Below are 21505 nucleotides of genomic sequence, written 5' to 3' on the forward strand. Positions count from 1 at the left end.
CTTCGCCTAGCGGCGCTGCAGCACGCCCCGGACGAAGGCCGCCTGGCCGGCGTGCTGCAGGTCGTCGCTCAGCACACTGACCAGCCGGACCCCCAGGGTGACCGGTGGATCCCAGCCCTCGTCGACGACACGGTCCAGGTCAGCGGCGGCGAGTCCGCGGACGAACGTCATGGTCTGCTCAAGCACGGCGTCCGAGTACTCCAGCAGCAACCCACCCGAGTCGACCTGGACGGCTCCGACCTGCCGGGCGGTGTGGCCGTACCCGGTCGACCCTGCGGGGAGGGGCAGATCGAACCGTGCTTCCCAGCCCTGTGCGTCCCACACCTGCTCCAGCTCCGCAACCTCGGCCACTTGGGCGTCCTGGATCCGGGCCAGATGCCACACGAGCCACGCGATCGAATTCGCCTTCGCATCGATGCGCGCATTGAGCTCCTCGGCAGAGAGCCCTTCAACGGCATCGTGAACCACCTCCCCGATGCGTCCGAATCCGTCGGCCAGTAGCTCCGTAGCCTTCATGCACGATCCCCAGCTCAGTCCGTGAACACCGCCGCCCGGCAGTCGCCGTCGACCCCACCATGCAAGGCGCCCCGGCCCGCGCTGCGGATATCGCAGCCGACACGCTGTTGTGCCTTTCCGCAGCAGCTCATGACCGCCGCTACGGGCCGTCCTACGGTCGCAGCCCGGTGAGCAGCGCGGCGGTTCCGGCGAAGTCGACCGGGCCGGTGTTCCAGTTGGCGGACATGGGGCTGATGGAGATCCTGTCGGCACTCACGGCCTCCACGTCACCACCCTTGGCAGCCGGCCGCGGGGTGAACCGGACATCCACCTTCCAGGTGCCGTCACCGGAGTCGGTGAAGTCCGGCTCAAGTACCGTCTGGGGGTCCTGGAAGGTCGTGGAAACGCCTTCGGCGGTTCCGGTGCCGTCCGCACCGACGACCGGGTGATTGACGTTCAGGCCGACACCCTTGGGCAGCAGCCGTCCGGACTTCGCCCGGGACCGCAGCTGGTCGATGAGCTTGACCGTGAAATCGACGGTGGGGCGCATGGCGTTGATGGTGGAGACGGGGTCGGGCGCGGCGAAGCCGCCGGTACTCAGCGCGATGGCAGGCACGCCGTACTCAAGGGCGGCGACGGCACCGCCGACCGTCCCGGAGTGGGTCGCCAGACCGGCGATGTTCGGACCGAAATTGGTACCGGAGACCACCAGATCCGGAGCGTGGTCTTCGAACACCTCGGAGAGGCCGAAGGCCACCGAGTCGCCCGGCGTGCCGTCCACGGCCCACACCTTCGGTTCGGGGTGCTTGACCGTCACAGTGGGGCCACTGAGCATCTTCGTCCCCGTGCCGCTCTGGTTGGTCAGCGGGGCGACGATGGTGACGTCGTGCCCGGCGGCGGTCAGCCGCTGGAACGCCGTACGGATGCCGGGCGCGTTGTAGCCGTCGTCATTGGTGAGCAGGATTCGCAGCGGACCGGCCGGTACGGACTGCGGCGTGGCAACTGCGGGCGCAGTCCCGGCAAGGGCGGGCGTACACAGCAGCAGGGCAGCCAGCGGCAGAACGCGATGACGTCTCACAATGTGCTCCTTCGAGAAGGTGGGAGGGGGAACCGGCGGGCGTACGAGCCTTGACGCGCGCCGGGGGAGGGGGAGAGCAGGACAGGTCAGCGCACGCTGCGGATCGGGAGGATGGCCAGGGCTCCGACCAGGGAGAGCGCGCCGCCGACGAGGAACAGCGCGGTGTACCCGCCCAGGGCGGTGACGATCGCGGAGGCGACGAACGGGGCGATGATCTGCGGGCCCGCGTTGGCGATGTTGAGTACGCCCATGTCGCGGGCGGCGTCCTCGGCCCGGGGGAGCACCAGGGTGACCAGTGCGGTGTCCACCGCCATGAAGCAGCCGAAAGCCAGGCCGTTGAGCGCGCTGAATACGAGCATCCCGGTCCAGGTGGGGCTGATGACGGGGACGGCCATGACCAGTCCGGCGAGCGCGGCCGAGACGCCGACGAACACCTTCCGTCGGTCCAGACGGTCGGACAGCATTCCGCCGACCACCGTCGATACGGCCATCGCGGCCATCGACACCGGGGTGAGGATCGCCATCGCCGCGGCCGCGTTCATCCCGGCGGGCAGTGCGATGTGGTCGTCCAGGATGTACAGCTGATAGCCGACGACGGAGAAGTAGCCGAGGACCATCAGGGCCCGGCCGATGAACGCCCACCGGAAGTCGTGATGGGACAGGGCGGAAAGGAACGCGGCGAACTGCTCGCGCCGGGGGACGGCCGGAGCGGGAGCCGGGCGTGGAACGTCGCGACAGAAGGTCGTCAGCAAGGCGGCCGCCCCTGCCACGATCGCGCCGAACACCAGGTAGCCCATGGTCAGTTGATCCGCGGTCTGCGATGCGATCAGCACACCGACGGTGCCGCCGATCGGAAGCGCAAGGCCGACGAGAGCGGAAGCGGTACCGCGACGGGCGGCCGGGATCCGGTCCGGCACCACCGCGGTCACGGCGGCCTGGTAGACGTTCATCGTGGCCTGCACCAGGCACCAGCCGATGCCCACGAGCAGCGCGGTGTGCACATTGCCCAGGAACGCCAGCCCCGCCAGCGAGGCCAGGGCGCCGCCAATGATCCACGGGTTCCGTCGGCCGGTCCGGTCCGACAAGGCGCCGGCGATCGGGTTGAAGGCGGTCGCGAAGACCGCGCTCACACCGCCGACCACGCCCAGAACGGCGACTTTGTTCGCGGGGTCGATCGCCGCGATCTGGGTGGGCAGCAGCACTGCGCCGACACCCATATAGACGGCCAGCATGGAGGCGTTGGCCACCAGGAGCAGCAGCATGAGCCCCCGCTGCTTGGGGTCCTTAGTCGCGGCGTGCGGGCCGCGCGGCCGGATCAGTTTGAGGGAGGACATGTCGACTCCTCGGGGGACGGAGCGGAGAGGTGAGGGGCCGCGGGACGTGGGGTCGCGGCGGCTGCGCCGATCGGAATCGGCGGGCAGGGGGATGGGGCGAGAGCGGTCGGTTACACGTGTTACCACCGCGGTGAAGCCCTGTGTAGCACTCATGGCGGCCACGCGCCAGACTTCAATACGAACCAGCAGGCGGATCGTGACGACGGAGGCCGGCGGTAAGGGGTCGGTAGCCGGTCGCGCATTACGTGCTATTGACGGTCGCAAATGACGCGACATACCGTCGGTGGCTGACCATCTGCGACAGGGCACGAGCCCGGCTGACCGAGAGGGAAACTCATGGGTAATGCCCAGAACCAGGCTTCACCCGTTGTGGAACTGCCTGCCGGCCTGCTGCAAGGCATCACCGAACGCGGCGTCACCGTCTTCAGAGGGGTGCCCTATGCCGAGCCCCCCGTCGGCGCCCTCAGATGGCGCCCGGCGCAGCTGCACACCGGCTGGAGCGGAATGCGGGATGCGACCGCCGACGGTCCCAGTGCGCCACAGATGTACATGGAAGGCGGCGACCCCGTACTCGGAGGCCACGGCTCGCCGCCGTTCGACGACGACTGTCTGACACTCAACGTGTGGACCCCGTCGGCCGACGACGCGCCCCGGCCGGTGCTGGTCTGGATCCACGGTGGCGGATTCGTCTCGGGTTCCGGCTCGCTGCCCAACTACTCCGGCGAGACCTTCGCGCGCAACGGAGATCTCGTGGTCGTCAGCATCAACTACCGCATCGGGCCGCTCGGTTACCTCTACTTCGGTACAGAAGGCGGCGGTGAGGAAGAGGGCGGCGAGGTGCAGCCGGGGAACTTCTGGCTCACTGATCAGGTTGCCGCGCTGCGGTGGGTGCACGACAACATCGCGCACTTCGGCGGAGACCCCGACTGTGTCACCGTCGCAGGCCAGTCGGGCGGCGCGGTGTCCATTGCGGCGCTGACGGCGCATCCCGAGGCCCAGGGCCTCTTCCGGCGCGTCATTCTGCAGAGCCCGCCCTTCGGCCTGCATATCCCCACTCCTGCTGAATATCTGCCGCGCACCGCCGCGTATCTGCGGATCGCAGGAGTGAAGGACGTCGACGAACTGCGCGGCCTGCCGTGGCCCCGGCTCGTCGAGGCGGCCGGAGGGCTGTTCGGGGAGACCATGCGGTGGGGCTATTGGCCGACGCCATTCCTGCCCGTGCGCGACGATGTGACGCTGAGTCGCCACCCCGCCGAAACGCTGCTCCACGGCGCGGCCACCGACCTCGACGTGATGATCGGCTGGACCCGGGAGGAGGCCAATTTCGGGTTCGCCCTCGACGAGGGATACGACAAGGCGACCAAGGCTCAGGTGATCGAAAGAATCGCGGAGACCTTCCCGGAGAATGCGGCCGACGTGTACGCCTCGTACGCGCGAGCCCGGCCCGGCGCCCGGCCGGTGGACGTACTCATGGACCTGATCTCCGACGAGCTCTTCCGTGTTCCCTGCGTGGAGCTGGCCGAGGCGAGGGCGGAGCTGGGGCGCCCGGTGTGGGCGTACCAGTTCGACTTCCCGACCCCCGCGCACCAGGGGCGGCTCGCCGCCGCGCACTGCCTGGAACTGCCCTTCGTCTTCGACAACTTCGACAAGTGGTCACACGCGCCCTTCCTGGCCGGGATCGATCCGGCGGTCCGCGACGGCCTGGCGCACGCCATGCACCGGGCGTGGATCGCGTTCGTACGCACCGGAGATCCCAATCACCCGGACCTGCCCGCCTGGGGCCGTTACGAAAGGCCGTCCCGCACGACCATGCGGTTCGACTCCGTCACTGCCGCTGTCGGCGATCCGGCCGGAGATTCGCGCCGACTGCATCGGCGGGCGATGCGGTAGGACACCTGGTGCGATTACGCCTGCGCTGTTACGCGTGTAACCTTGAGAGGGAAGCCGGTCAGTCGACCGTCGGAATCGATCAAGGACATCATGGCCAGAGACACGACCGCCGCGGCGACCGTCACCAGCGCGGATGTGGCCCGCCTGGCGGGGGTGTCCCGCGCCACGGTGTCCTTCGTCCTCAACGACACGCAGGCGCACCGGGTCAGCGATGCCACCCGCGCCCGTGTGCTGGACGCGGCCAGACAGCTCGGGTACGTACCGCACGCGGCCGCCCGTTCCCTGCGCGCGGGACGCAGCAATCTGGTGCTGATGCCCACCTCGGTCTCGGCGATCGGCCGACTGGTCAGCAACTGGGTGGACGACCTGCACAGCGAACTCGACCGCCAGGGCTATACCGCGGTGCTCCATGCCGGCCGGTTCCCCGACGCGGTCACCGCCGCCCGGGCCTGGGCAGAACTGCGGCCGGCGGCCGTGCTGGCCATGGACGGCGACCGCTTCACCGCGCAAGCGGCCGACCTGCTGCGCCGGGCCGGTGTGCGCGGCCTCCTCGCCTTCGCCGCCCGGCCTGTCGCAGGCGCCCACACGGTCGCCTTCGACCACAGCAGCATCGGTGCGGTGGCCGTCGAGCACCTCGTCGCCCGCGGGCGACGCAGGATCGGGGTGGTCATGCCGCAGGAGCGAGGCCTCGACGCGTTCGCCGGGCCACGGCTGGCGGGCGCGGAGGGTGTCGCCGCGCGCCATATGGCAACGGTCACCGCGGTGGACCTGGCATACACCCGGGAGTCCGCCACGGAGCTGGCCCGGCGCTGGCGGAACCTGGACCTGGACGCCGTATTCGCCTACAACGACGAGTACGCCGCTCTGTTGATGCGCGCGCTGCAGAACGAAGGCATTGCCGTACCGGACGATGTGGCCGTCGTCGGATCGGACGACCTCGTGCCTTCCGCCCTGGAGCAGCCCGCGCTCACCACCGTACGGCTGGAGCTGCCGTCGCCCGCGCTCATCGCCGACACCGTGCACGAGCTGATCGAGCGGGGTACGGCGCCCGCCCTCGACGGCGTGGAAGCCGTCCTCGTCCACCGGAAATCCTCCTGAGCGCATGAGCGGGCCTGGTCTCAGGCGCGGGAGATGCCGCTCTCTCGCGCCTGAGATGGGCCAGGCGCCTCTGCGGTGAGCGCCTTTCAGCCTCAGCTGGCCCTCAGTTGGTCCTCAGCCGGTCAGATGGCGGGCGAGGAAGGCCGTGCTCGCGGTGACGATCGGCGTGATGTCGGCGGCGCCGAGGAAGATGTGATCCGCGCCGTCCACGGGCTGGAGGGTGACGTCACCGCCGGCGCCCTTGAGCGCGCCGGCGAGCACCTCGCTCTGGCTGTAGGGCACGAGGGCGTCCTGCGTTCCGTGGACGAGGAGGAACGGCGGGGGAGTCCGGCCGTTCTGCGCGTACGTGACGGGGCTGGCGGCGCGTGCCAGCTCCGGCCACTGGTCGGCGGATCCGCCCAGCAGCGCGCTGAACGGATTGGGGTACTCCGTACCGGCCGGGGACGGCGGCATGGGATGCGCAAGCAGTGAGTTCAGTTCGGAAACTCCGTACCAGTCGACGACGGCCCGGACGTCGCTGGGCTCGTCGTGCACTCCTGTACTGCCCTCCAGGGCCTCGCCGTTCGGGCTGTCGGGGCAGGTGAGCCCCGCTAGCGCGGCCAGGTGGCCGCCGGCCGACTCGCCCCAGACGCCGATACGGCTCGTGTCGATGCCGAAGGTGTCGGCGAATCGCCGGATGTAGCGGATCGCCGCCTTCACGTCGTGCAGCTGCGCCGGGAACGGAGCCTCCAGGCTGTGCCGGTAGTCGATGCTGACGAGGGCGAGACCGGCTCCGAGGACGGAATCGTGCAGCAGCTCGACCGGAACGGTGGGCGGAGGATAGCGCCGGTCGCCCTCCAGCCAGCCCCCGCCGTGGATCCATATGACGGCCGGAACCGGTCCGTCGCCCGCGGGCAGGTGTACGTCGAGCAGACGGGGCCGGTATCCGGGAGTGGTCGCGTAGGTGACCCCATGGAAGCGGCGGATGCCGTCCTCGCCCACCACGGGAGGAACAGGGGCGAGGTAGGGGGGTGGCGGCCACCCTGTGTCGAGCTCGGCCGGAAGGGATTGAGTCATGTCCGCCTCTTTCCAATCAGATTGACCACAGTGACCACATTGACCACATTGACCACGGGACGGTGCCGCTGAGGAGGCCGTACGCACGCCGCGGGGTTTTGAGGGCCTCGGGATGTTTGTCCGAAATGCCTTGTGCTTGCCCGAGGGGGCACCTAGGATGTTACACGTGTAACAACCGCCCCCGCGACACTTGAGCAGGCCAAATGCAGCCACTTGCCGGCCTGGCTCTTCCGCTGATTACACGAGCTGTCTCCGCCGTCGGCGTCGTCGCCTTCCCTCCGGAGTCCGTCATGGTCACCGTCACCGCTCGACCAGTCCCTGTCCGGTCCTCTGTCCACTGGGCCCCGAAGCCGACCACGGCCACCGTTCCGCGCATCCGGACGTGCGTGCGTGCCGTTCTCGAAGGCTGGCGCATATCCCCCACCGTCGCCGACGCCCTGCTGTTGGTCGTCAGCGAACTTGTCACCAATGCCGTCCAGTACGCCGACGCTGTCACCGATCGCCTGCGCGTCACCGTGACGTTCGGTGGTGGATGGCTGCAGCTCGAAGTCGCCGACGGCGATCCGGCCCTGCCGGGCGCGGGGGCGGAAGTTGATCCCGATTCGGAGAGCGGTCGCGGGCTGATGATCGTCCATCTGCTGGTTGCCGAGATGTGCGGCGAGGTCGCTGCGCTGCCGTGTGGTCGCGGCAAGGCGGTCCGGGTGCGTATCCCTGCCTCCTGATCAGGCCTTTCGCTCGGCGGCTGCCGACGCGCCTCGCCGGCTCTCCGGGTGGCGTCGCTCAGATCTCGATGTGGCGCACTATTGACGGTCGTCAGATTATCGAGATACTTGCTCCACTCTCCCCGCTGCCCCGAGATTGAGGTGCCGCCCCATGGAGCTGTCCCCTTCCGCGCACGCCGATTCCTTCTGCCGCGATCGGCTTCCGCCTTTCCCTCTCTGGCCCGAACTCCACTTCGACCTGCCGGAGTTGCAGTATCCGGCCCGGCTCAACTGCGCCCAGCGACTGCTCGACGACGCCGTCGCGCGCTGGGGAGCCGACCGTCCGTGTCTGCTGACCCCCTCCTCCGGGCGGTGGTCCTACGGAGAACTCCTGCGCCGCGCCAACCAAGTGGCCCAGGTCCTCACCGAGGACTTCGGCCTGCTTCCCGGAAACCGTGTCCTGCTGCGCGGCCCGAACAACCCGTGGCTCGTCGCAACCTGGCTCGGGGTGCTCAAGGCCGGCGGGGTCGTCGTCACGACCATGCCGCTGCTGCGTGCCGCTGAAATCGCGGAACTGCACTACATCAGCCGGCCCTCGGTCGCCGTGTGCGACCACCGCTATCTCGACGAACTGGACGCCGCGGACACGCCCGGTCTCGCGGTGCTTGCGTACGGCGGCCCCGGCGAGCACGACCTGACCCGGCGCAGTGCGGCCAAGGACGGCGAGTTCACCAACGTCGACACGGCCGCCGACGATGTGGCACTGATCGCCTTCACCTCCGGTACGACGGGGCGGCCCAAGGCGACAATGCATTTCCACCGGGACGTGCTGGCCAATGCGGACACGTTCTCGCGTCATGTCCTCAAACCTCAGCATGATGACGTGTTCACCGGCACACCGCCCCTGGCCTTCACCTTCGGCCTCGGCGGACTGGTCGTCTTCCCACTCCATGTGGGTGCTGCGACCTTGCTCATCGAGCAGGCCGCCCCGCGTCAACTGGCGGACCTCGTGGCGGAACACGGCGTCACCGTGCTGTTCACCGCCCCCACCGCCTACCGCGCGATCATGGCCGCCGGAGTGGTGGACCGACTGGCGGGACTGCGCCGGTGCGTATCCGCCGGAGAAGCACTGCCCGCGGCCGTGTGGGAGGAGTTCCACGCCGCCACCGGACTGCGCATCATCGACGGCATCGGTGCCACCGAGATGCTCCATGTGTTCATCTCCGCGGCCGACGACGACATACGTCCCGGATCCACGGGCAGGCCAGTCCCCGGCTACCGGGCGGTGGTGGTGAACGGGGAAGGCGATCCCGTGCCCGACGGGCAGCCCGGCCTCCTTGCCGTCACCGGCCCCACGGGCTGCCGCTATCTGTCGGACCCCCGCCAGACGACGTACGTCAAGGACGGCTGGAACCTCACCGGTGACACGTATATACGCGACGCCGAGGGCTACTTCTGGTATGTCGCCCGCAGTGACGACATGATCGTCTCCTCCGGCTACAACATCGCCGGTCCCGAGGTCGAGAAGGCACTGGCGTCCCACCCTCATGTCGAGGAGTGCGCCGTCGTGGGCGCACCGGACGACCGGCGCGGAATGCTCGTCAAGGCGTATGTGGTCTTGCGACCCGGCGTTACCGACGACGACGTGACCGTCAAGGAACTGCAGAACCACGTCAAGCAGACCATCGCGCCGTACAAGTACCCGCGCGCCGTCGACTTCGTCACCGAACTGCCGCGCACCAGCAACGGAAAGCTCCAGCGCGGCGAACTGCGCAAGCAAGCCCGGACGACGGCCGATTAGTACGCGGCCCTGCCCCTACGGCCCGGCCTTCCGCACTCGCCACCGCTCGCTCCCACGCCCCACGAAAGGCACCACCATGGAGAAAGGCACCACCATGGACACTTCCGGCCCGCAGTCGGCAGCTTCCCCGGCGAACAGCCGAGCTGAGGTCACGCCGCAGAACCTGCCCAGCGTCGTCATCGAGCGCCGCGTCGAGTGGATCGACACCGATGCGGCCGGGCACTACCACCACTCCACCGTGGTGCGCTGGGTCGAGTCGGCAGAGGCTGTCCTCCTGCGGCGCCTGGGGCTGGCCCATCTCTTCGGCAGCACGCCCCGCGTCCGGTTCGAGGCCGATTACCGCGCGCGGCTGTGGTTCGGCGAGACCGTCCGCACCGAGCTGCGTGTCACCAAGGTGGGGACCAGCTCCCTCCATTACGCCTTCACCGTCCGGGGCGAGAGCGAGGAGGCTGCCGCCACCGGGCGCATGGTCATCGCACACGCGGCCGCCCGCGCCACCGGGTCCGTGCCCTGGCCCGACGACGTACGTGAGGTCCTCACCAAGGCGGGGCCGCAGACGTCAGAGCTCCTCACCAGCGGCTGACCCCTGCCGGTATCTCGCTATCTTGACGGTCGTAGAATTTACGGCATATCTTGTTCCTGGAACCACATGAGGAGGACGCCGTGCGCGTAGCAGTCATCGGAGGAGGGCCCGGCGGGCTGTACTTCGCGGCCCTGGCCAAGCAGCTCTCCCCGCGATGGGACGTCACCGTCTGGGAGCGCAACGCGGCGGACGACACCTTCGGATTCGGGGTCGTGTTCTCCGACGAGACACTCGACGGCATTGCGCAGGCCGACCCGGAGATCTTCGAAGCGATGTCCGCGGACTTCGCCCGCTGGAGCGACATCGACGTCCGTTACAAGGGTCGTCTGCTCACCTCCGGCGGCCATGGGTTCGCCGCGCTGGGGCGCAAACACCTGCTCCAGATCCTTCAACAGCGGTGCGCCGCCCTGGATGTGGACGTCCGATTCCGCACCCAGGCACCGCCGGTGGGTGAACTCACCGACACGTACGACCTGGTGGTCGCCTGCGACGGAGTGCGGTCGGCCACGCGTGACGCGTACGCCGGCACGTTCGGACCCGATCTCGACGAGCGGCACTGCCGCTACATGTGGCTCGGTACGGACAAAGTCTTCGAGGCCTTCACCTTCATCGTCGACGAACACGACTTCGGCACCCTGCAGGTGCACGCCTATCCGTTCGACACCACGCGCAGCACCTTTATCGTCGAGATCGACGAGGAGGCCTGGCGTCGCGCGGGCTTCGAGACGTACGCCGCCCGGGACCACCCCGCCGGCACCAGCGACGAGGACAGCATCCGGCTGTGCGAGGAACTGCTCGCTCCGCACCTCGACGGACACCGTCTGATCCCCAACAACTCCAAGTGGATCCGCTTCACGACCGTACGCAACCGGACCTGGCGCCACGGCAATGTGGTGCTGCTCGGGGACGCCGCCCACACCGCCCACTTCTCCATCGGCTCCGGCACCAAGCTCGCCATGGAGGACTCACTGGCCCTGGTCGCCTGCCTGCATGAACACCCCGACGTGCCCACGGCGCTCGCCGCGTACGAAGCGGAGCGCAGGCCGGTCGTCGAATCCACCCAGCGCGCGGCCCAGGCCAGCCTGGAGTGGTTCGAGAACATCGACCGTTATACCGGGCAGGACCCTCACCAGTTCGCGTTCAACCTGCTGACCCGCAGCCGCCGCGTCACCTACGACAATCTGCGCGTACGGGACGAGGAGTTCACCACCGCCGTCGACTCCTGGCACACGGCGGAGCACGCCCGGGCCGCGTCCGTCGTCGGCTCCACCGGCGCCACCCATTCCACGGTCTCCGCCGTTCCGCCGATGTTCCGCCCCTTCCAGCTGGGCGGCCTGCGTCTGTACAACCGCGTCGTTGTGCCGCCGACCGCCCTGTACACCGCACGCGACGGCGTCCCGGGTGACTTCGAACTCGTCCATCTGAGCACCCGGGCCCTGGGCGGCTCCGGCCTCGTATTCGCCGGAATGACGGCGGTGAGCCCCGAGGGGCGTGCCACACCCGGATGCCCCGGCCTGTACACCGACGAACAAGAGGCCTCCTGGCGGCGGATCACCGACTTCGTCCACCGTCAGTCGGGTGCCTGCCTGGGGATCCAGCTCACCCACGCCGGCCGCCGCGCGGCCACCACCACACCCCGCGCGGACGGCACAAGCACCCCCCTGGGCGCGGCTGGTTGGCCACTGGTCGCCTGCTCGCCCGTCGCCTGGGAGCAGGCCAGTACGGTCCCGCGCGAAGCCACCCGCGCGGACATGGACCGCATCACCTACGACTTCGTCTCCGCAGCCGAGCGCGCCCATCGCGCCGGATTCGACGCCCTTGAACTGCAGTACGGCCACGGCCACTTGATATCCGGCTTCCTCTCGCCACTGACCAACCGGCGCACCGACTCCTACGGTGGAACTCTCGCGGGCCGACTGCGTTTCCCGCTCGACGTCCTACGGGCGGTACGCGCCGTCTGGCCCGTCGGCAAGGCGCTGATCGTCCGTATCTCCGCGGCCGACTGGGCCGAGGGGGGCACGAGCGAAGCGGACGCGGTCGCCATCTCGCGGGCCCTGGCCGAAGCGGGAGCGGACGCCGTGGACATCTCCACCGGTGAGGTCGTCGCCCACGAGCGGCCCCGGTACGGGCGCAGCTATCAGACGCCCTACGCCGATCTGGTGCGCAACGCCACGAACATTCCCACCATCGCCGTCGGTGCCATCTCCAGCTACGACGACGTCAACTCGATCATCCTCGCCGGCCGGGCCGATCTGTGCGCCGTCGGCCGCGCCCAGCTCCACGACCCGCTGTGGACCCTGCACGCGGCGGCAGCCCAGAACTACACGGGACCGGGCGCCCCCTGGCCTCCGTCCTGGAGGGCAGGCAGCAAACGGCCCCCCGGCGCCCGCAGCGACCGCGTCCCACCCCGACTCCAGCTGCTCCGTGAACCTTCCGCCCCTGTCCACCAGCGTTGGCAGCCGCACACCGACGCCACGGCACCTGTCGCCGCACCCGCCACCGCATCCGCGTCGGCAACCGTCCGCTGACCTGGAGGAACCGGAGATCCGATGGAGAACCTGCCCCGCTTCACCGCTGCGGCCGTCCAGGCGTCCCCCGTCTATCTGGACGCCGCAGCAACCGTCGAAAAGGCCGTCGCACTCATCCACGAGGCATCGGCCAACGGCGCCGAACTTGTCGTCTTCCCCGAGGCGTTCGTCCCCGGCTACCCGTACTGGAACTGGACCATGAACCCGGTCCAGGGCTCACCCTGGTACGAACGCCTCTACCGCTCCTCGATCGACGTCCCCGGCCCGCACGTGGACGCGCTGCGCGCCGCGGCACGCCAGTACGGCGTCGTCCTCGTCATCGGTGTCAACGAGCGGGGTCCGCACAGTCTCGGCGTCCTCTACAACACCCTGCTCACCATCGGCCCGGACGGCGAACTTCTTGGCATACACCGCAAGTTGGTGCCCACATGGGCCGAGAAACTCACCTGGACCGGAGGTGACGGGAGCTCCCTCAAGGTCCACCCCACCCCCATCGGGCCGCTCGGCGCCCTGGCCTGCGGCGAGAACACGAACACCCTTGCCCGCTTCACCCTCCTCGCACAGGGCGAGCTCGTCCACGCCTCCTGCTACATCGCGTTGCCTGTCGCTCCCGAGGACTACGACATGGCCGACGCCATCGCGGTCCGTACCGCCGCCCACAGTTTCGAGGGCAAGGTCTTCTCTGTCGTGTCCTGTTCGACGATCTCCCCGGAGATCGTGGACACCATCGCGGGTGACGACGAGGACGTACGGCGCATGCTCGCCCGGCCCCGCAGCGCACTCTCCGGGATCTTCGGCCCGGACGGCCGCCCCGTCACCGAACCGCTCATCGACGACGACGGCATCGTGTACGCCGAAATCGACCTGGCCAAGTGCATCCAGCCCAAGCAGATGCACGACATCGTCGGCCACTACAACCGCTTCGACATCTTCCAGCTCCACGTCGACACCCGGCCGCGCACCCCGGTGACCTTCTCGACCGACGCGCCGCCCACGAAGGAGGAAGCATGACCACCGAGAACGACGACACCATGCTGGGACGGGCGCGTGTGTCCGACACCCCCGAACTGACCGCCTACTACGGCGAACTCGCCGAACTGCAGGCCGGCGCGCTGTGGACCGTCGCCAACGACATCGAGCCCTGGTACCCGCAGCCCAAGTCCGTCCCCGTCCTGTGGCGCTACGACGAACTGCGTCCGCTGGTCCACAAGGCGCTCGACCTGGTCAAGGCCGACGACGCCGGCCGACGTGTCGTCATGCTCGTCAACCCCGGCCGCAAGGACGTCAGCGCCGCCGCCGGACTCCTCTACACCGGGCTGCAGATCATGGGCCCCGGCGAGGCCATGACCGCCCACCGTCACCAAGCGGCCGCCCTGCGCTTCGTCCACGAAGGCACCGGCGCGTGGACCGTCGTGGACGGACAGAAGCTCAAGGTGGGCGCCGGCGACTTCGCCATCACTCCCAACGGAACCTGGCACGAACACGGCAACGACTCGGCCGACGCGCCCGTCATCTGGCAGGACGGGCTCGACATTCCCCTGGTCAACGCCCTGGACGCCGGCTTCTACGAGGTCCACCCCGACCTGTACCAGACACCCGGGAAGGTCATCAATTCGTCGGTCCTCACCTACGGCGCGAACCTTCTGCCGTACGGCGTGGACAAGTGGACCCGGCCGTACTCGCCACTGCTGGCCTTCCCGTGGGAGCAGACCTACGAGGCCCTGCGCAACCTGGCCACGGCCACGGAGGGATCTCCGTACGACGGTGTGATCGCGGAGTACACCAACCCGGTCACCGGCGGCTCGGTCATGCCCACCATGGGCGCCCACATGCAGCTCCTGCGACCCGGCCAGGCCACCCGCGCCCACCGTCACACCGGCTCGGTCATCTACACCGCGGCCAAGGGGCGCGGCGTCTCGGTGATCGCCGGACAGCGCTTCGAGTGGAAGCAGGGCGACATCTTCTGCGTCCCCTCCTGGGCCTGGCACGAGCATCGCAACCTCGACCAGTCCGAGGACGCCTGCCTGTTCTCCTTCAACGATTTCCCGGTCATGCACTCGCTCGGCTTCTACCGCGAAGAGGCCTACGCAGACAACGGCGGGCACCAGCCCACCGCCTGAACCGCGCCGCCGTACCGGAACCGCCGGCCCTGACACCGGTACCGGTACGGCGGCGCATCGACCCCGCACCACCTCCACTGCTCTCTTCCACCGCGCCCACAAGGAGCCACCGATGCGACTGGTGACCTACACGCTCGACGACACGACCGACCGCCTCGGCGCCCGGATCGAGGATCACGTGCTCGACCTGGCCACCCTGGCCGACCGGGCCGGCGTACAACTTCCCGCGGACCTGCTCTCGTTCATCCGGGCCGGCAGCGCAGCTCAGGACGCTGCGCGGCAGCTGATCGACGGCGACCCCGCCGGATGGCCTGCCGAGGCCGTCCACCGGATCGATGACGTCTCCCTCCGCGCCCCCCTGCGCCCCGGCAAGATCGTCGGAGTCGGCCTCAACTACGTCGAGCATGTCGAGGAGTCCAGCCGCAGCCTGGACACGGACAAGGAACTGCCCACCCGTCCCGTCCTGTTCAGCAAGCCGGCAACGGCAGTCACCGGCCACGGGCAGCCGATCCTGCACAACGGGGACCTGACCGGCCGGCTGGACTGGGAGTGCGAACTTGCCGTCGTCATCGGACGCACCGCCTTCCGCGTGAGCGAGGAGGATGCCTTCGAGTACGTCTTCGGCTACAGCATCGTCAACGACATCAGCGCCCGTGACCAGCGACGCTCCGGCCAGTGGTTCTTCTCCAAGGGCCAGGATTCGTACGCCCCCTTCGGCCCGTGCGTCGTCACCGCGGACGATGTGCCCGACCCCATGGCCCTGGATCTCTCGCTGCGCGTCAACGGGGTGACCAAGCAGAAGTCCAACACCCGCCACATGCTCTTCCCCATTGCCCGCCTCATCGCCGACATCAGCTCCGGTGTGACCCTGGAGCCCGGCGACGTCATCGCCACCGGTTCTCCCTCGGGCGTCGGCGCCGGCATGGTCCCGCCGGAGTTCCTCGTCCCCGGCGACACGGTCGAAGCCACCGTCGAGGGCATCGGCACCCTCACCAACCCGGTGATCGACGCCCGCTGAACCGCCTGGGCATCGGCCCGTTGTCCCCATATCTCCGTGCCCCCGTATCCCCGTCTCAAGGAGCCCCTGTGTCGCACCGCACGTATCGCATCGGCCAGATCGTGCCGAGTTCCAACGTCACCATGGAGACCGAAGTTCCGGCCATCCTGCGTGCCCGGCACACCGTCGCGCCCGAACGCTTCACCTTCCACTCCAGCCGCATGCGCATGACCCACGTGACACCCGAACAGCTCAAGGCGATGGACGCCGACTCCGACCGCTGCGCCGTCGAGCTCTCCGATGCCCATGTCGACGTACTCGGCTACGCCTGCCTCGTCGCCATCATGAGCATGGGCCTGGGCTACCACCGCACATCCGAGGAGCGCCTCCACCGCCGTACCGTCGAGAACGAGGCACCCGCGCCGGTCGTCACCAGCGCCGGCGCCCTGGTCCACGGGCTCCACACCCTCGGCGCGAAGAAGATCGCCCTGATCGCCCCGTACATGCGGCCCCTCACCAGGACCGTCGTCGAATATCTCACCCACGAGGGGATCGAGGTGCTCGACTACCGGGCACTGGAGATCCCCAACAATCTCGACGTCGCCGCGCACGACCCCGCCAAACTGCCCGGACTCGCACGCGCCCTGGAGCACGCCGACGCCGACGCGGTCGTGCTCTCCGCCTGCGTGCAGATGCCGTCCCTGGGCGCCGTCGAGGAAGCCGAGCAACTCCTGGGCAAGCCCGTGGTGTCCGCGGCGGTCTGCACCGCGCATCAGATGCTGCGCGCACTCGACCTCCCGGCCGTCGCCCCCGGAGCGGGCCACCTGCTGTCCGGTGCGTACGCCGATGCGCCCCTGGCCACGCCGGCGGCAAGCGCGGGATGAGCAGCAGCCGACCACACGGCGCCGCACGGCCGCTGGATAGGATCGCCACCGCACACGACGGAAGGCGATCATGTCGGACAGCCCCACCCGGCCCAGCTCATTGATCAATACAGTCTATGGAGCGTTCCTGCGCCGCCTAGGCGGATGGATCTCCATCGCCGACTTGATCACCCTGATGTCCGAACTGGACGTGGACAGCCAGGCGGTGCGTTCCGCGATGTCACGGCTGAAGAAGAAGGGGATTCTGGAGCCCGAGCGACGGGGCGCCACCGGCTACCGGCTCAGCCCGGCCGTCTACCCCGTATTCGACGAGGGCGACCGGCGCATCTTCGGAAGCCTGGAGCCCGCGGACCTGACCGACGGCTGGGCGATGGCCGTCTTCTCCGTGCCGGAGTCCGAGCGCTCCTACCGCTACCAGCTGCGCACCCGGCTCACCTGGCTCGGTTTCGGGAACATGGCCCCCGGCGTCTGGCTGGCGCCCGGCCGGCTGCTCGACGACGCCCGCAGCATGCTCGTCCGCCTCGGACTCAGCGACTACGTGCACCTGTTCGCCGCGGAGTACGCCGCGTTCAGCGACCTGCGCTCCACTGTCAGCACCTGGTGGGACTTCCCGGCGATCCAGGCGCAATACGCCGAGTTCACCGACGCGTACGGTCCGGTCGCCGAGCGGCTGTCGCGGCAGGGCGACCTCGACACCACGGAGGCATTCCGCCATTACGTGCCGATGCTGACGCAGTGGCGCCGCCTTCCGTATCTCGACCCCGGTCTGCCCACCGAACTACTGCCGGGGGACTGGAACGCGGTTGCCGCGCGCCAGGTGTTCCAGGAGCTGCATCACGTACTCGCCGAACCGAGCCTGCGACACGTACAGAACGTGACTGGCCTAGAGGTCCCCGAACCGTAGCCCACAAGGCCGCCTGGACAGGGCCGGTCAGCTGGACCGGGCGGCGCTGCCACCGCGCCCGGGAACGGAAGAGGGATTGCGACAACTGGGTGGACTGCGCCCGGCAGAACGCCTCGCTCAGCTCGACCCGGTGGCCGTCCAGTGGCGCCGGCCAGGAGGCCGATAGCCTGATTCGCATGGACGAGATCGACGGGGTGGAGATCATCGCCTTCGCGGATGCCGAGGCGTTCGCGAGCTGGCTGGCCGAGCACCACACACGCCGCGAGGGTGTGTGGATCAAGGTGGCCAAGAAGAAGTCCGGCATTCCGACGGTCACCAGCGACGAGCTGGTCGACATCGGGCTGTGCTACGGCTGGATCTCCGGGCAGCGGCGGTCACTCGACGACCAGTACTACCTGCAGAAGTACGTGCCACGTCGCCCCAAGAGCCTGTGGTCACAGGTGAATGTGGACAAGGTCGCGATGCTGACGGCCACGGGGCGCATGCGCGAGCCCGGGCTGGCCGAGGTGCGCAGGGCGCAGGAGGACGGGCGATGGGCGCGGGCCTACGAGTCCCAGAAGACGGCGACGGTACCGGCCGACCTCGCGGCGGCGCTCGATGCGAACCCTGAGGCCAAGAAGACGTTCGAGGTGCTCGACAGAACCGCCCGCTACCAGGTGATCCTGCCGTTGCTCCAGGCACTCACTCCGGAGTCCAGGCAGGTTCGGCTCGAAAGAGCGCTGCACATGCTGGTGAGCGGTGAATGGCCGGGATAAGCCGGTCCTCGCGGGCTCGGCGATGCCTGTCCGTCATGGCCGTGCCGCGGGCGCCCGGCCGAGCAGTTTCGCCGGCCAGGCGCCCGCCCTCACCGTGCCCCTAGAAGAAGCCGAGCTTCTTCGGCGAGTAGGACACCAGAATGTTTTTCGTCTGCTGATAGTGCTCCAGCATCATCTTGTGGTTCTCGCGGCCGATGCCCGACTGCTTGTAGCCGCCGAACGCCGCGTGCGCCGGGTACGCGTGGTAGCAGTTCGTCCAGACGCGGCCCGCCTGGATGGAACGGCCCGCCCGGTACGCCGTGTTGATGTCCCGCGTCCAGACGCCCGCACCGAGCCCGTACAGCGTGTCGTTCGCCGTCTTGATCGCGTCTTCGAAGTCGGCGAAGGAGGTGACCGCGACGACCGGGCCGAAGATCTCCTCCTGGAAGACCCGCATCCGGTTGTCGCCCTCGAAGATCGTGGGCTGGACGTAGTAGCCACCTGCCATGTCGCCGTCGTACTCCAGCCTCTGACCACCCGTCCGGATCTTGGCGCCCTCCTGCTGGCCGATGTCCAGGTACGAAAGGATCTTCTGGAGCTGGTCGTTGGAGGCCTGAGCGCCGATCATCGTGTCGGTGTCCAGGGGGTGGCCCGGCGTGATCAGTTCGGTCCGGGCTGTCGCCGCTTCCAGGAAATCGCCGTAGTTGCCGCGCTGGATCAGCGCACGCGACGGGCAGGTGCACACCTCGCCCTGGTTCAGCGCGAACATCGTGAAGCCTTCGAGCGCCTTGTCGCGCAGGTCGTCGTCGACGCTCCAGATGTCGTCGAAGAAGATGTTCGGGCTCTTGCCGCCCAGCTCCAGTGTCACCGGCTTGAGGTTCTCGGAGGCGTACTGCATGATCAGCCGCCCGGTCGTGGTCTCACCGGTGAAGGAGATCTTCGCGACGCGGGGACTGGACGCGAGGGGCTTCCCGGCCTCCTCGCCGAAGCCGTTGACGATGTTGACGACACCGGGCGGAAGCAGATCGGCGACCAGGCTCATCCAGTAGTGGACGGAGGCGGGGGTCTGCTCGGCAGGCTTCAGGACGACTGCGTTTCCGGTGGCGAGTGCCGGGGCCAGCTTCCAAGTGGCCATGAGAATGGGGAAGTTCCAGGGGATGATCTGGGCGACGACTCCGAGCGGCTCGTGGAAGTGGTACGCGACGGTGTCGTCGTCGACCTCGCTGAGCGACCCCTCCTGCGCCCTGAGCGCACCCGCGAAGTAGCGGAAGTGGTCGATGGCGAGGGGGATGTCGGCGGCCAGGGTCTCCCGTACGGGCTTGCCGTTCTCCCAGGACTCGGCGACCGCGAGCTCCTCCAGATGGGTCTCCATCCGGTCGGCGATCTTCAGCAGGATGTTCGCGCGGTCGGCCGCCGCCGTACGCCCCCAGCCCGGCGCGGCGGCGTGCGCCGCGTCCAGGGCGCGCTCCACGTCCTCCGCGGTGCCACGGGCGATCTCGGTGAACGGGCGGCCGTTGACGGGGCTCGGGTTCTCGAAGTACTGGCCGCGGGCCGGCGGGACGTACTCGCCGCCGATCCAGTGGTCGTAGCGGGACTCGTACGAGACGATCGCACCCTCGGTGCCGGGCGCTGCGTAACGGGTCATCTCCGTGGCCTCCCTCTGGCGCCGCCCGCCGTTGGGCGGCACTCGGCGCGAGGGTATGGACCCGGACGTTGCGACCAGGTTGCGGCTACGTTGCCTTGATCATGTCGGCGCACTTCTCGCCGATCATCATCGTGGTGATGCACGGGTTGACCGTCGTGAGGAAGGGCATGACGGACGCGTCGGCCACCCGCAGTCCCGTGACGCCCTTGACCCGCAGTTGCGGATCGAGCGGCGAGTCGTGGTCGGCCGCCGCGCCCATGCGCACGGTGCCCGCCGGGTGGTAGACGGTGTTGTGCGTCTGCCGGATGTACGAGAACAGCTCCTCGTCGGTCTTCGCGTCCGGGCCCGGAGCGAGCTCGGGGCCGGTCCAGTCGGCCATCGGAGCCCGTGCGGCGATCTCGCGGGCGAGCCGCAGCCCGTACGTCATTACCCGGATGTCGTGCTCGTGCGTGAAGTAGCGGGGGTCGACCTTCGGCTTGTCCCGGAAGTCGCGGGTGCGCAGCCGGACCGTGCCCATGGATCGTGCCCGGGTGATGTTCGGCGTGAGGCAGAAGGCGTTGTCGGCGGTCGGATAGCCGCGTCGGTAAGTGTTCAGGTCGAAGGGAACCGAACCGTAGTGGAACATCAAGTCCGGCCGGTCGAGGCCCGGTTCGGTGTCCACGAAGATGCCGATTTCCCACCACTGGCTGGACGCCGTGACCATGGGCTGCTTCGCCTCCCACATGATCACGCCCTCCGGGTGGTCCTGGAGGTTGGAGCCGACCCCGGGGGAGTCCACCCGTACCTCGACGCCGGAGTCCCACAGATGCCCGGCCGGTCCGATACCGGACAGCATCAGCAGCTTCGGAGAGTCGATGGCCCCGCACGAGACGATGACTTCGCGCCGCGCCGTGACCGCCCCGCTGTGAATGGTGTCGGGCTCCAGATACTCGACGCCCGTGCAACGCCGTCCGCTGTCGTCGAACAGGAGCCGCTTGGCCTGCAGCCCCGTGCGTACCTCAAGGTTCGGCCGCTTGCCGAGAATCGGGTGCAGATACGCGACCGACGAGGACGAACGGGTGCCGTCCGGAAGCGAATTGATCTGGAACCAGTGCGCACCGCGCACCACCGTCTTGCCGGTGTTGAACGGCCTGCTGGGGATCTCCGACGCCGCGCACGCCGCCAGCAGCGCTCTGCCGCACGGGTCGTTCGGCGGTACGGTACGGATGGTCACCGGGCCCGAGCGGCCGTGGTGGTCGCCGGGCGCGTCATTGGTCTCCAGGCGCTGGTAGAGCGGGAAACAGTCCGCCGCGCTCCACCCCGTACAGCCCAGCGCGGCCCACTCGTCCAGATCCTCGGCCGGTGCCCAGAAGGCGATGCACGAGTTGTGCGAGGAACAGCCGCCGAGCACCTTGGCTCGGGCGTGCCGCATGAAGCTGTTGCCGTTCTCCTGCGGCTCCACCGGGTAGTCCCAGTCGTAACCGGACTCCAGCAGGGCCATCCACCGGTCGAGCCGGAGGATGTTGTCGTCGCCGACGTCCGAAGGGCCTGCCTCAAGTACGCAGACGCTGACGTCCGGGTCCTCGGTCAGCCGCGCGGCGACGACCGCGCCGGCCGTACCGCCGCCGACCACCACATAGTCGAAGGCGGCCAGCGGGCTCTCAGCGGACATTGCGTC

Annotated in this window: 18 protein-coding genes; 12 read left to right on the forward strand and 6 right to left on the reverse strand. The window is 68.8% G+C overall.

Going from position 1 to position 21505, the window contains the following annotated elements; all coding sequences use genetic code 11:
• Positions 1-6 precede the first annotated feature (6 nt).
• The 3 genes from PXH83_RS29800 to PXH83_RS29810 form a co-directional block, all read right to left on the reverse strand.
• The gene (locus tag PXH83_RS29800) at positions 7-516 is read right to left on the reverse strand and encodes a mycothiol transferase (RefSeq protein WP_274564539.1); all 510 of its coding nucleotides are present in this window, start codon (positions 514-516) and stop codon (positions 7-9) included.
• Positions 517-667: 151 nt separating this feature from the next.
• The gene (surE, locus tag PXH83_RS29805; RefSeq protein ID WP_274564540.1) at positions 668-1573 is read right to left on the reverse strand and encodes a 5'/3'-nucleotidase SurE; all 906 of its coding nucleotides are present in this window, start codon (positions 1571-1573) and stop codon (positions 668-670) included.
• An 86-nt stretch (positions 1574-1659) separates the two neighbouring features.
• Positions 1660-2907, reverse strand: a complete 1248-nt coding sequence (locus tag PXH83_RS29810; RefSeq protein ID WP_274564541.1) for an MFS transporter — start codon at positions 2905-2907, stop codon at positions 1660-1662.
• A 336-nt stretch (positions 2908-3243) separates the two neighbouring features.
• Between PXH83_RS29810 and PXH83_RS29815 the strand changes: the two genes are divergently transcribed.
• Both PXH83_RS29815 and PXH83_RS29820 read left to right on the forward strand, forming a co-directional pair.
• Complete coding sequence (locus tag PXH83_RS29815; RefSeq protein WP_274564543.1) at positions 3244-4797, forward strand: carboxylesterase/lipase family protein; 1554 nt, start codon at positions 3244-3246, stop codon at positions 4795-4797.
• Between the two features lie 90 nt (positions 4798-4887).
• The gene (locus tag PXH83_RS29820) at positions 4888-5895 is read left to right on the forward strand and encodes a LacI family DNA-binding transcriptional regulator (RefSeq protein ID WP_274564545.1); all 1008 of its coding nucleotides are present in this window, start codon (positions 4888-4890) and stop codon (positions 5893-5895) included.
• A 114-nt stretch (positions 5896-6009) separates the two neighbouring features.
• Here the strand turns inward: PXH83_RS29820 and PXH83_RS29825 are convergent, their stop codons facing one another.
• The gene (locus tag PXH83_RS29825) at positions 6010-6951 is read right to left on the reverse strand and encodes an alpha/beta hydrolase (protein ID WP_274564554.1); all 942 of its coding nucleotides are present in this window, start codon (positions 6949-6951) and stop codon (positions 6010-6012) included.
• Positions 6952-7154: 203 nt separating this feature from the next.
• Here PXH83_RS29825 and PXH83_RS29830 point away from each other — a divergent pair, with 203 nt between their 5' ends.
• The 10 genes from PXH83_RS29830 (at position 7155) to PXH83_RS29875 (ending at position 18224) form a co-directional block, all read left to right on the forward strand.
• Positions 7155-7673, forward strand: coding sequence for an ATP-binding protein (locus tag PXH83_RS29830; RefSeq protein ID WP_274564557.1), 519 nt, complete (start codon positions 7155-7157; stop codon positions 7671-7673).
• Between the two features lie 151 nt (positions 7674-7824).
• Positions 7825-9453: an AMP-binding protein gene (locus PXH83_RS29835; protein WP_274564559.1), complete on the forward strand. Its 1629-nt coding sequence runs from the start codon at positions 7825-7827 to the stop codon at positions 9451-9453.
• 76 nt (positions 9454-9529) lie between these two features.
• On the forward strand, positions 9530-10036 hold the full coding sequence (locus tag PXH83_RS29840) for an acyl-CoA thioesterase (RefSeq protein ID WP_274564561.1): 507 nt from the start codon (positions 9530-9532) through the stop codon (positions 10034-10036).
• Between the two features lie 80 nt (positions 10037-10116).
• Complete coding sequence (locus PXH83_RS29845; RefSeq protein ID WP_274564563.1) at positions 10117-12564, forward strand: bifunctional salicylyl-CoA 5-hydroxylase/oxidoreductase; 2448 nt, start codon at positions 10117-10119, stop codon at positions 12562-12564.
• Positions 12565-12585: 21 nt separating this feature from the next.
• Positions 12586-13575 (forward strand): carbon-nitrogen hydrolase family protein, encoded by a 990-nt coding sequence (locus PXH83_RS29850; RefSeq protein ID WP_274564564.1) that lies wholly within the window; start codon positions 12586-12588, stop codon positions 13573-13575.
• On the forward strand, positions 13572-14684 hold the full coding sequence (locus PXH83_RS29855; RefSeq protein ID WP_274564565.1) for a cupin domain-containing protein: 1113 nt from the start codon (positions 13572-13574) through the stop codon (positions 14682-14684). Before PXH83_RS29850 ends, PXH83_RS29855 begins: the two co-directional genes overlap by 4 nt.
• Before the next feature lie 112 nt (positions 14685-14796).
• Positions 14797-15702 (forward strand): fumarylacetoacetate hydrolase family protein, encoded by a 906-nt coding sequence (locus PXH83_RS29860; RefSeq protein WP_274564567.1) that lies wholly within the window; start codon positions 14797-14799, stop codon positions 15700-15702.
• Between the two features lie 122 nt (positions 15703-15824).
• Positions 15825-16565, forward strand: a complete 741-nt coding sequence (locus PXH83_RS29865) for a maleate cis-trans isomerase family protein (RefSeq protein WP_338054760.1) — start codon at positions 15825-15827, stop codon at positions 16563-16565.
• Between the two features lie 70 nt (positions 16566-16635).
• Positions 16636-17469, forward strand: coding sequence for a PaaX family transcriptional regulator (locus PXH83_RS29870; RefSeq protein WP_274564569.1), 834 nt, complete (start codon positions 16636-16638; stop codon positions 17467-17469).
• Positions 17470-17645: 176 nt separating this feature from the next.
• Positions 17646-18224, forward strand: a complete 579-nt coding sequence (locus tag PXH83_RS29875) for a YdeI/OmpD-associated family protein (protein ID WP_274564570.1) — start codon at positions 17646-17648, stop codon at positions 18222-18224.
• Between the two features lie 100 nt (positions 18225-18324).
• Here the strand turns inward: PXH83_RS29875 and exaC are convergent, their stop codons facing one another.
• Both exaC and PXH83_RS29885 read right to left on the reverse strand, forming a co-directional pair.
• Positions 18325-19848, reverse strand: a complete 1524-nt coding sequence (gene exaC / locus PXH83_RS29880; protein ID WP_274564571.1) for an acetaldehyde dehydrogenase ExaC — start codon at positions 19846-19848, stop codon at positions 18325-18327.
• A gap of 85 nt (positions 19849-19933) precedes the next feature.
• Complete coding sequence (locus tag PXH83_RS29885; RefSeq protein ID WP_274564572.1) at positions 19934-21499, reverse strand: GMC family oxidoreductase; 1566 nt, start codon at positions 21497-21499, stop codon at positions 19934-19936.
• Between the last annotated feature and the right edge of the window lie 6 nt (positions 21500-21505).

The organism is Streptomyces spiramyceticus (assembly GCF_028807635.1).
GTDB lineage: Bacteria > Actinomycetota > Actinomycetes > Streptomycetales > Streptomycetaceae > Streptomyces > Streptomyces spiramyceticus.

Bases quoted from the DNA above. Each gene is read 5' to 3' on its own strand.
- PXH83_RS29800 (WP_274564539.1), bottom strand. From the start codon at position 516: ATGAAGGCTACGGAGCTACTGGCCGACGGATTCGGACGCATCGGGGAG.
- PXH83_RS29810 (WP_274564541.1), bottom strand. From the start codon at position 2,907: ATGTCCTCCCTCAAACTGATCCGGCCGCGCGGCCCGCACGCCGCGACT.
- PXH83_RS29815 (WP_274564543.1), top strand. From the start codon at position 3,244: ATGGGTAATGCCCAGAACCAGGCTTCACCCGTTGTGGAACTGCCTGCC.
- PXH83_RS29820 (WP_274564545.1), top strand. From the start codon at position 4,888: ATGGCCAGAGACACGACCGCCGCGGCGACCGTCACCAGCGCGGATGTG.
- PXH83_RS29825 (WP_274564554.1), bottom strand. From the start codon at position 6,951: ATGACTCAATCCCTTCCGGCCGAGCTCGACACAGGGTGGCCGCCACCC.
- PXH83_RS29830 (WP_274564557.1), top strand. From the start codon at position 7,155: ATGCAGCCACTTGCCGGCCTGGCTCTTCCGCTGATTACACGAGCTGTC.
- PXH83_RS29835 (WP_274564559.1), top strand. From the start codon at position 7,825: ATGGAGCTGTCCCCTTCCGCGCACGCCGATTCCTTCTGCCGCGATCGG.
- PXH83_RS29840 (WP_274564561.1), top strand. From the start codon at position 9,530: ATGGAGAAAGGCACCACCATGGACACTTCCGGCCCGCAGTCGGCAGCT.
- PXH83_RS29850 (WP_274564564.1), top strand. From the start codon at position 12,586: ATGGAGAACCTGCCCCGCTTCACCGCTGCGGCCGTCCAGGCGTCCCCC.
- PXH83_RS29855 (WP_274564565.1), top strand. From the start codon at position 13,572: ATGACCACCGAGAACGACGACACCATGCTGGGACGGGCGCGTGTGTCC.
- PXH83_RS29860 (WP_274564567.1), top strand. From the start codon at position 14,797: ATGCGACTGGTGACCTACACGCTCGACGACACGACCGACCGCCTCGGC.
- PXH83_RS29865 (WP_338054760.1), top strand. From the start codon at position 15,825: ATGGAGACCGAAGTTCCGGCCATCCTGCGTGCCCGGCACACCGTCGCG.
- PXH83_RS29870 (WP_274564569.1), top strand. From the start codon at position 16,636: ATGTCGGACAGCCCCACCCGGCCCAGCTCATTGATCAATACAGTCTAT.
- PXH83_RS29875 (WP_274564570.1), top strand. From the start codon at position 17,646: ATGGACGAGATCGACGGGGTGGAGATCATCGCCTTCGCGGATGCCGAG.
- exaC (WP_274564571.1), bottom strand. From the start codon at position 19,848: ATGACCCGTTACGCAGCGCCCGGCACCGAGGGTGCGATCGTCTCGTAC.
- PXH83_RS29885 (WP_274564572.1), bottom strand. From the start codon at position 21,499: ATGTCCGCTGAGAGCCCGCTGGCCGCCTTCGACTATGTGGTGGTCGGC.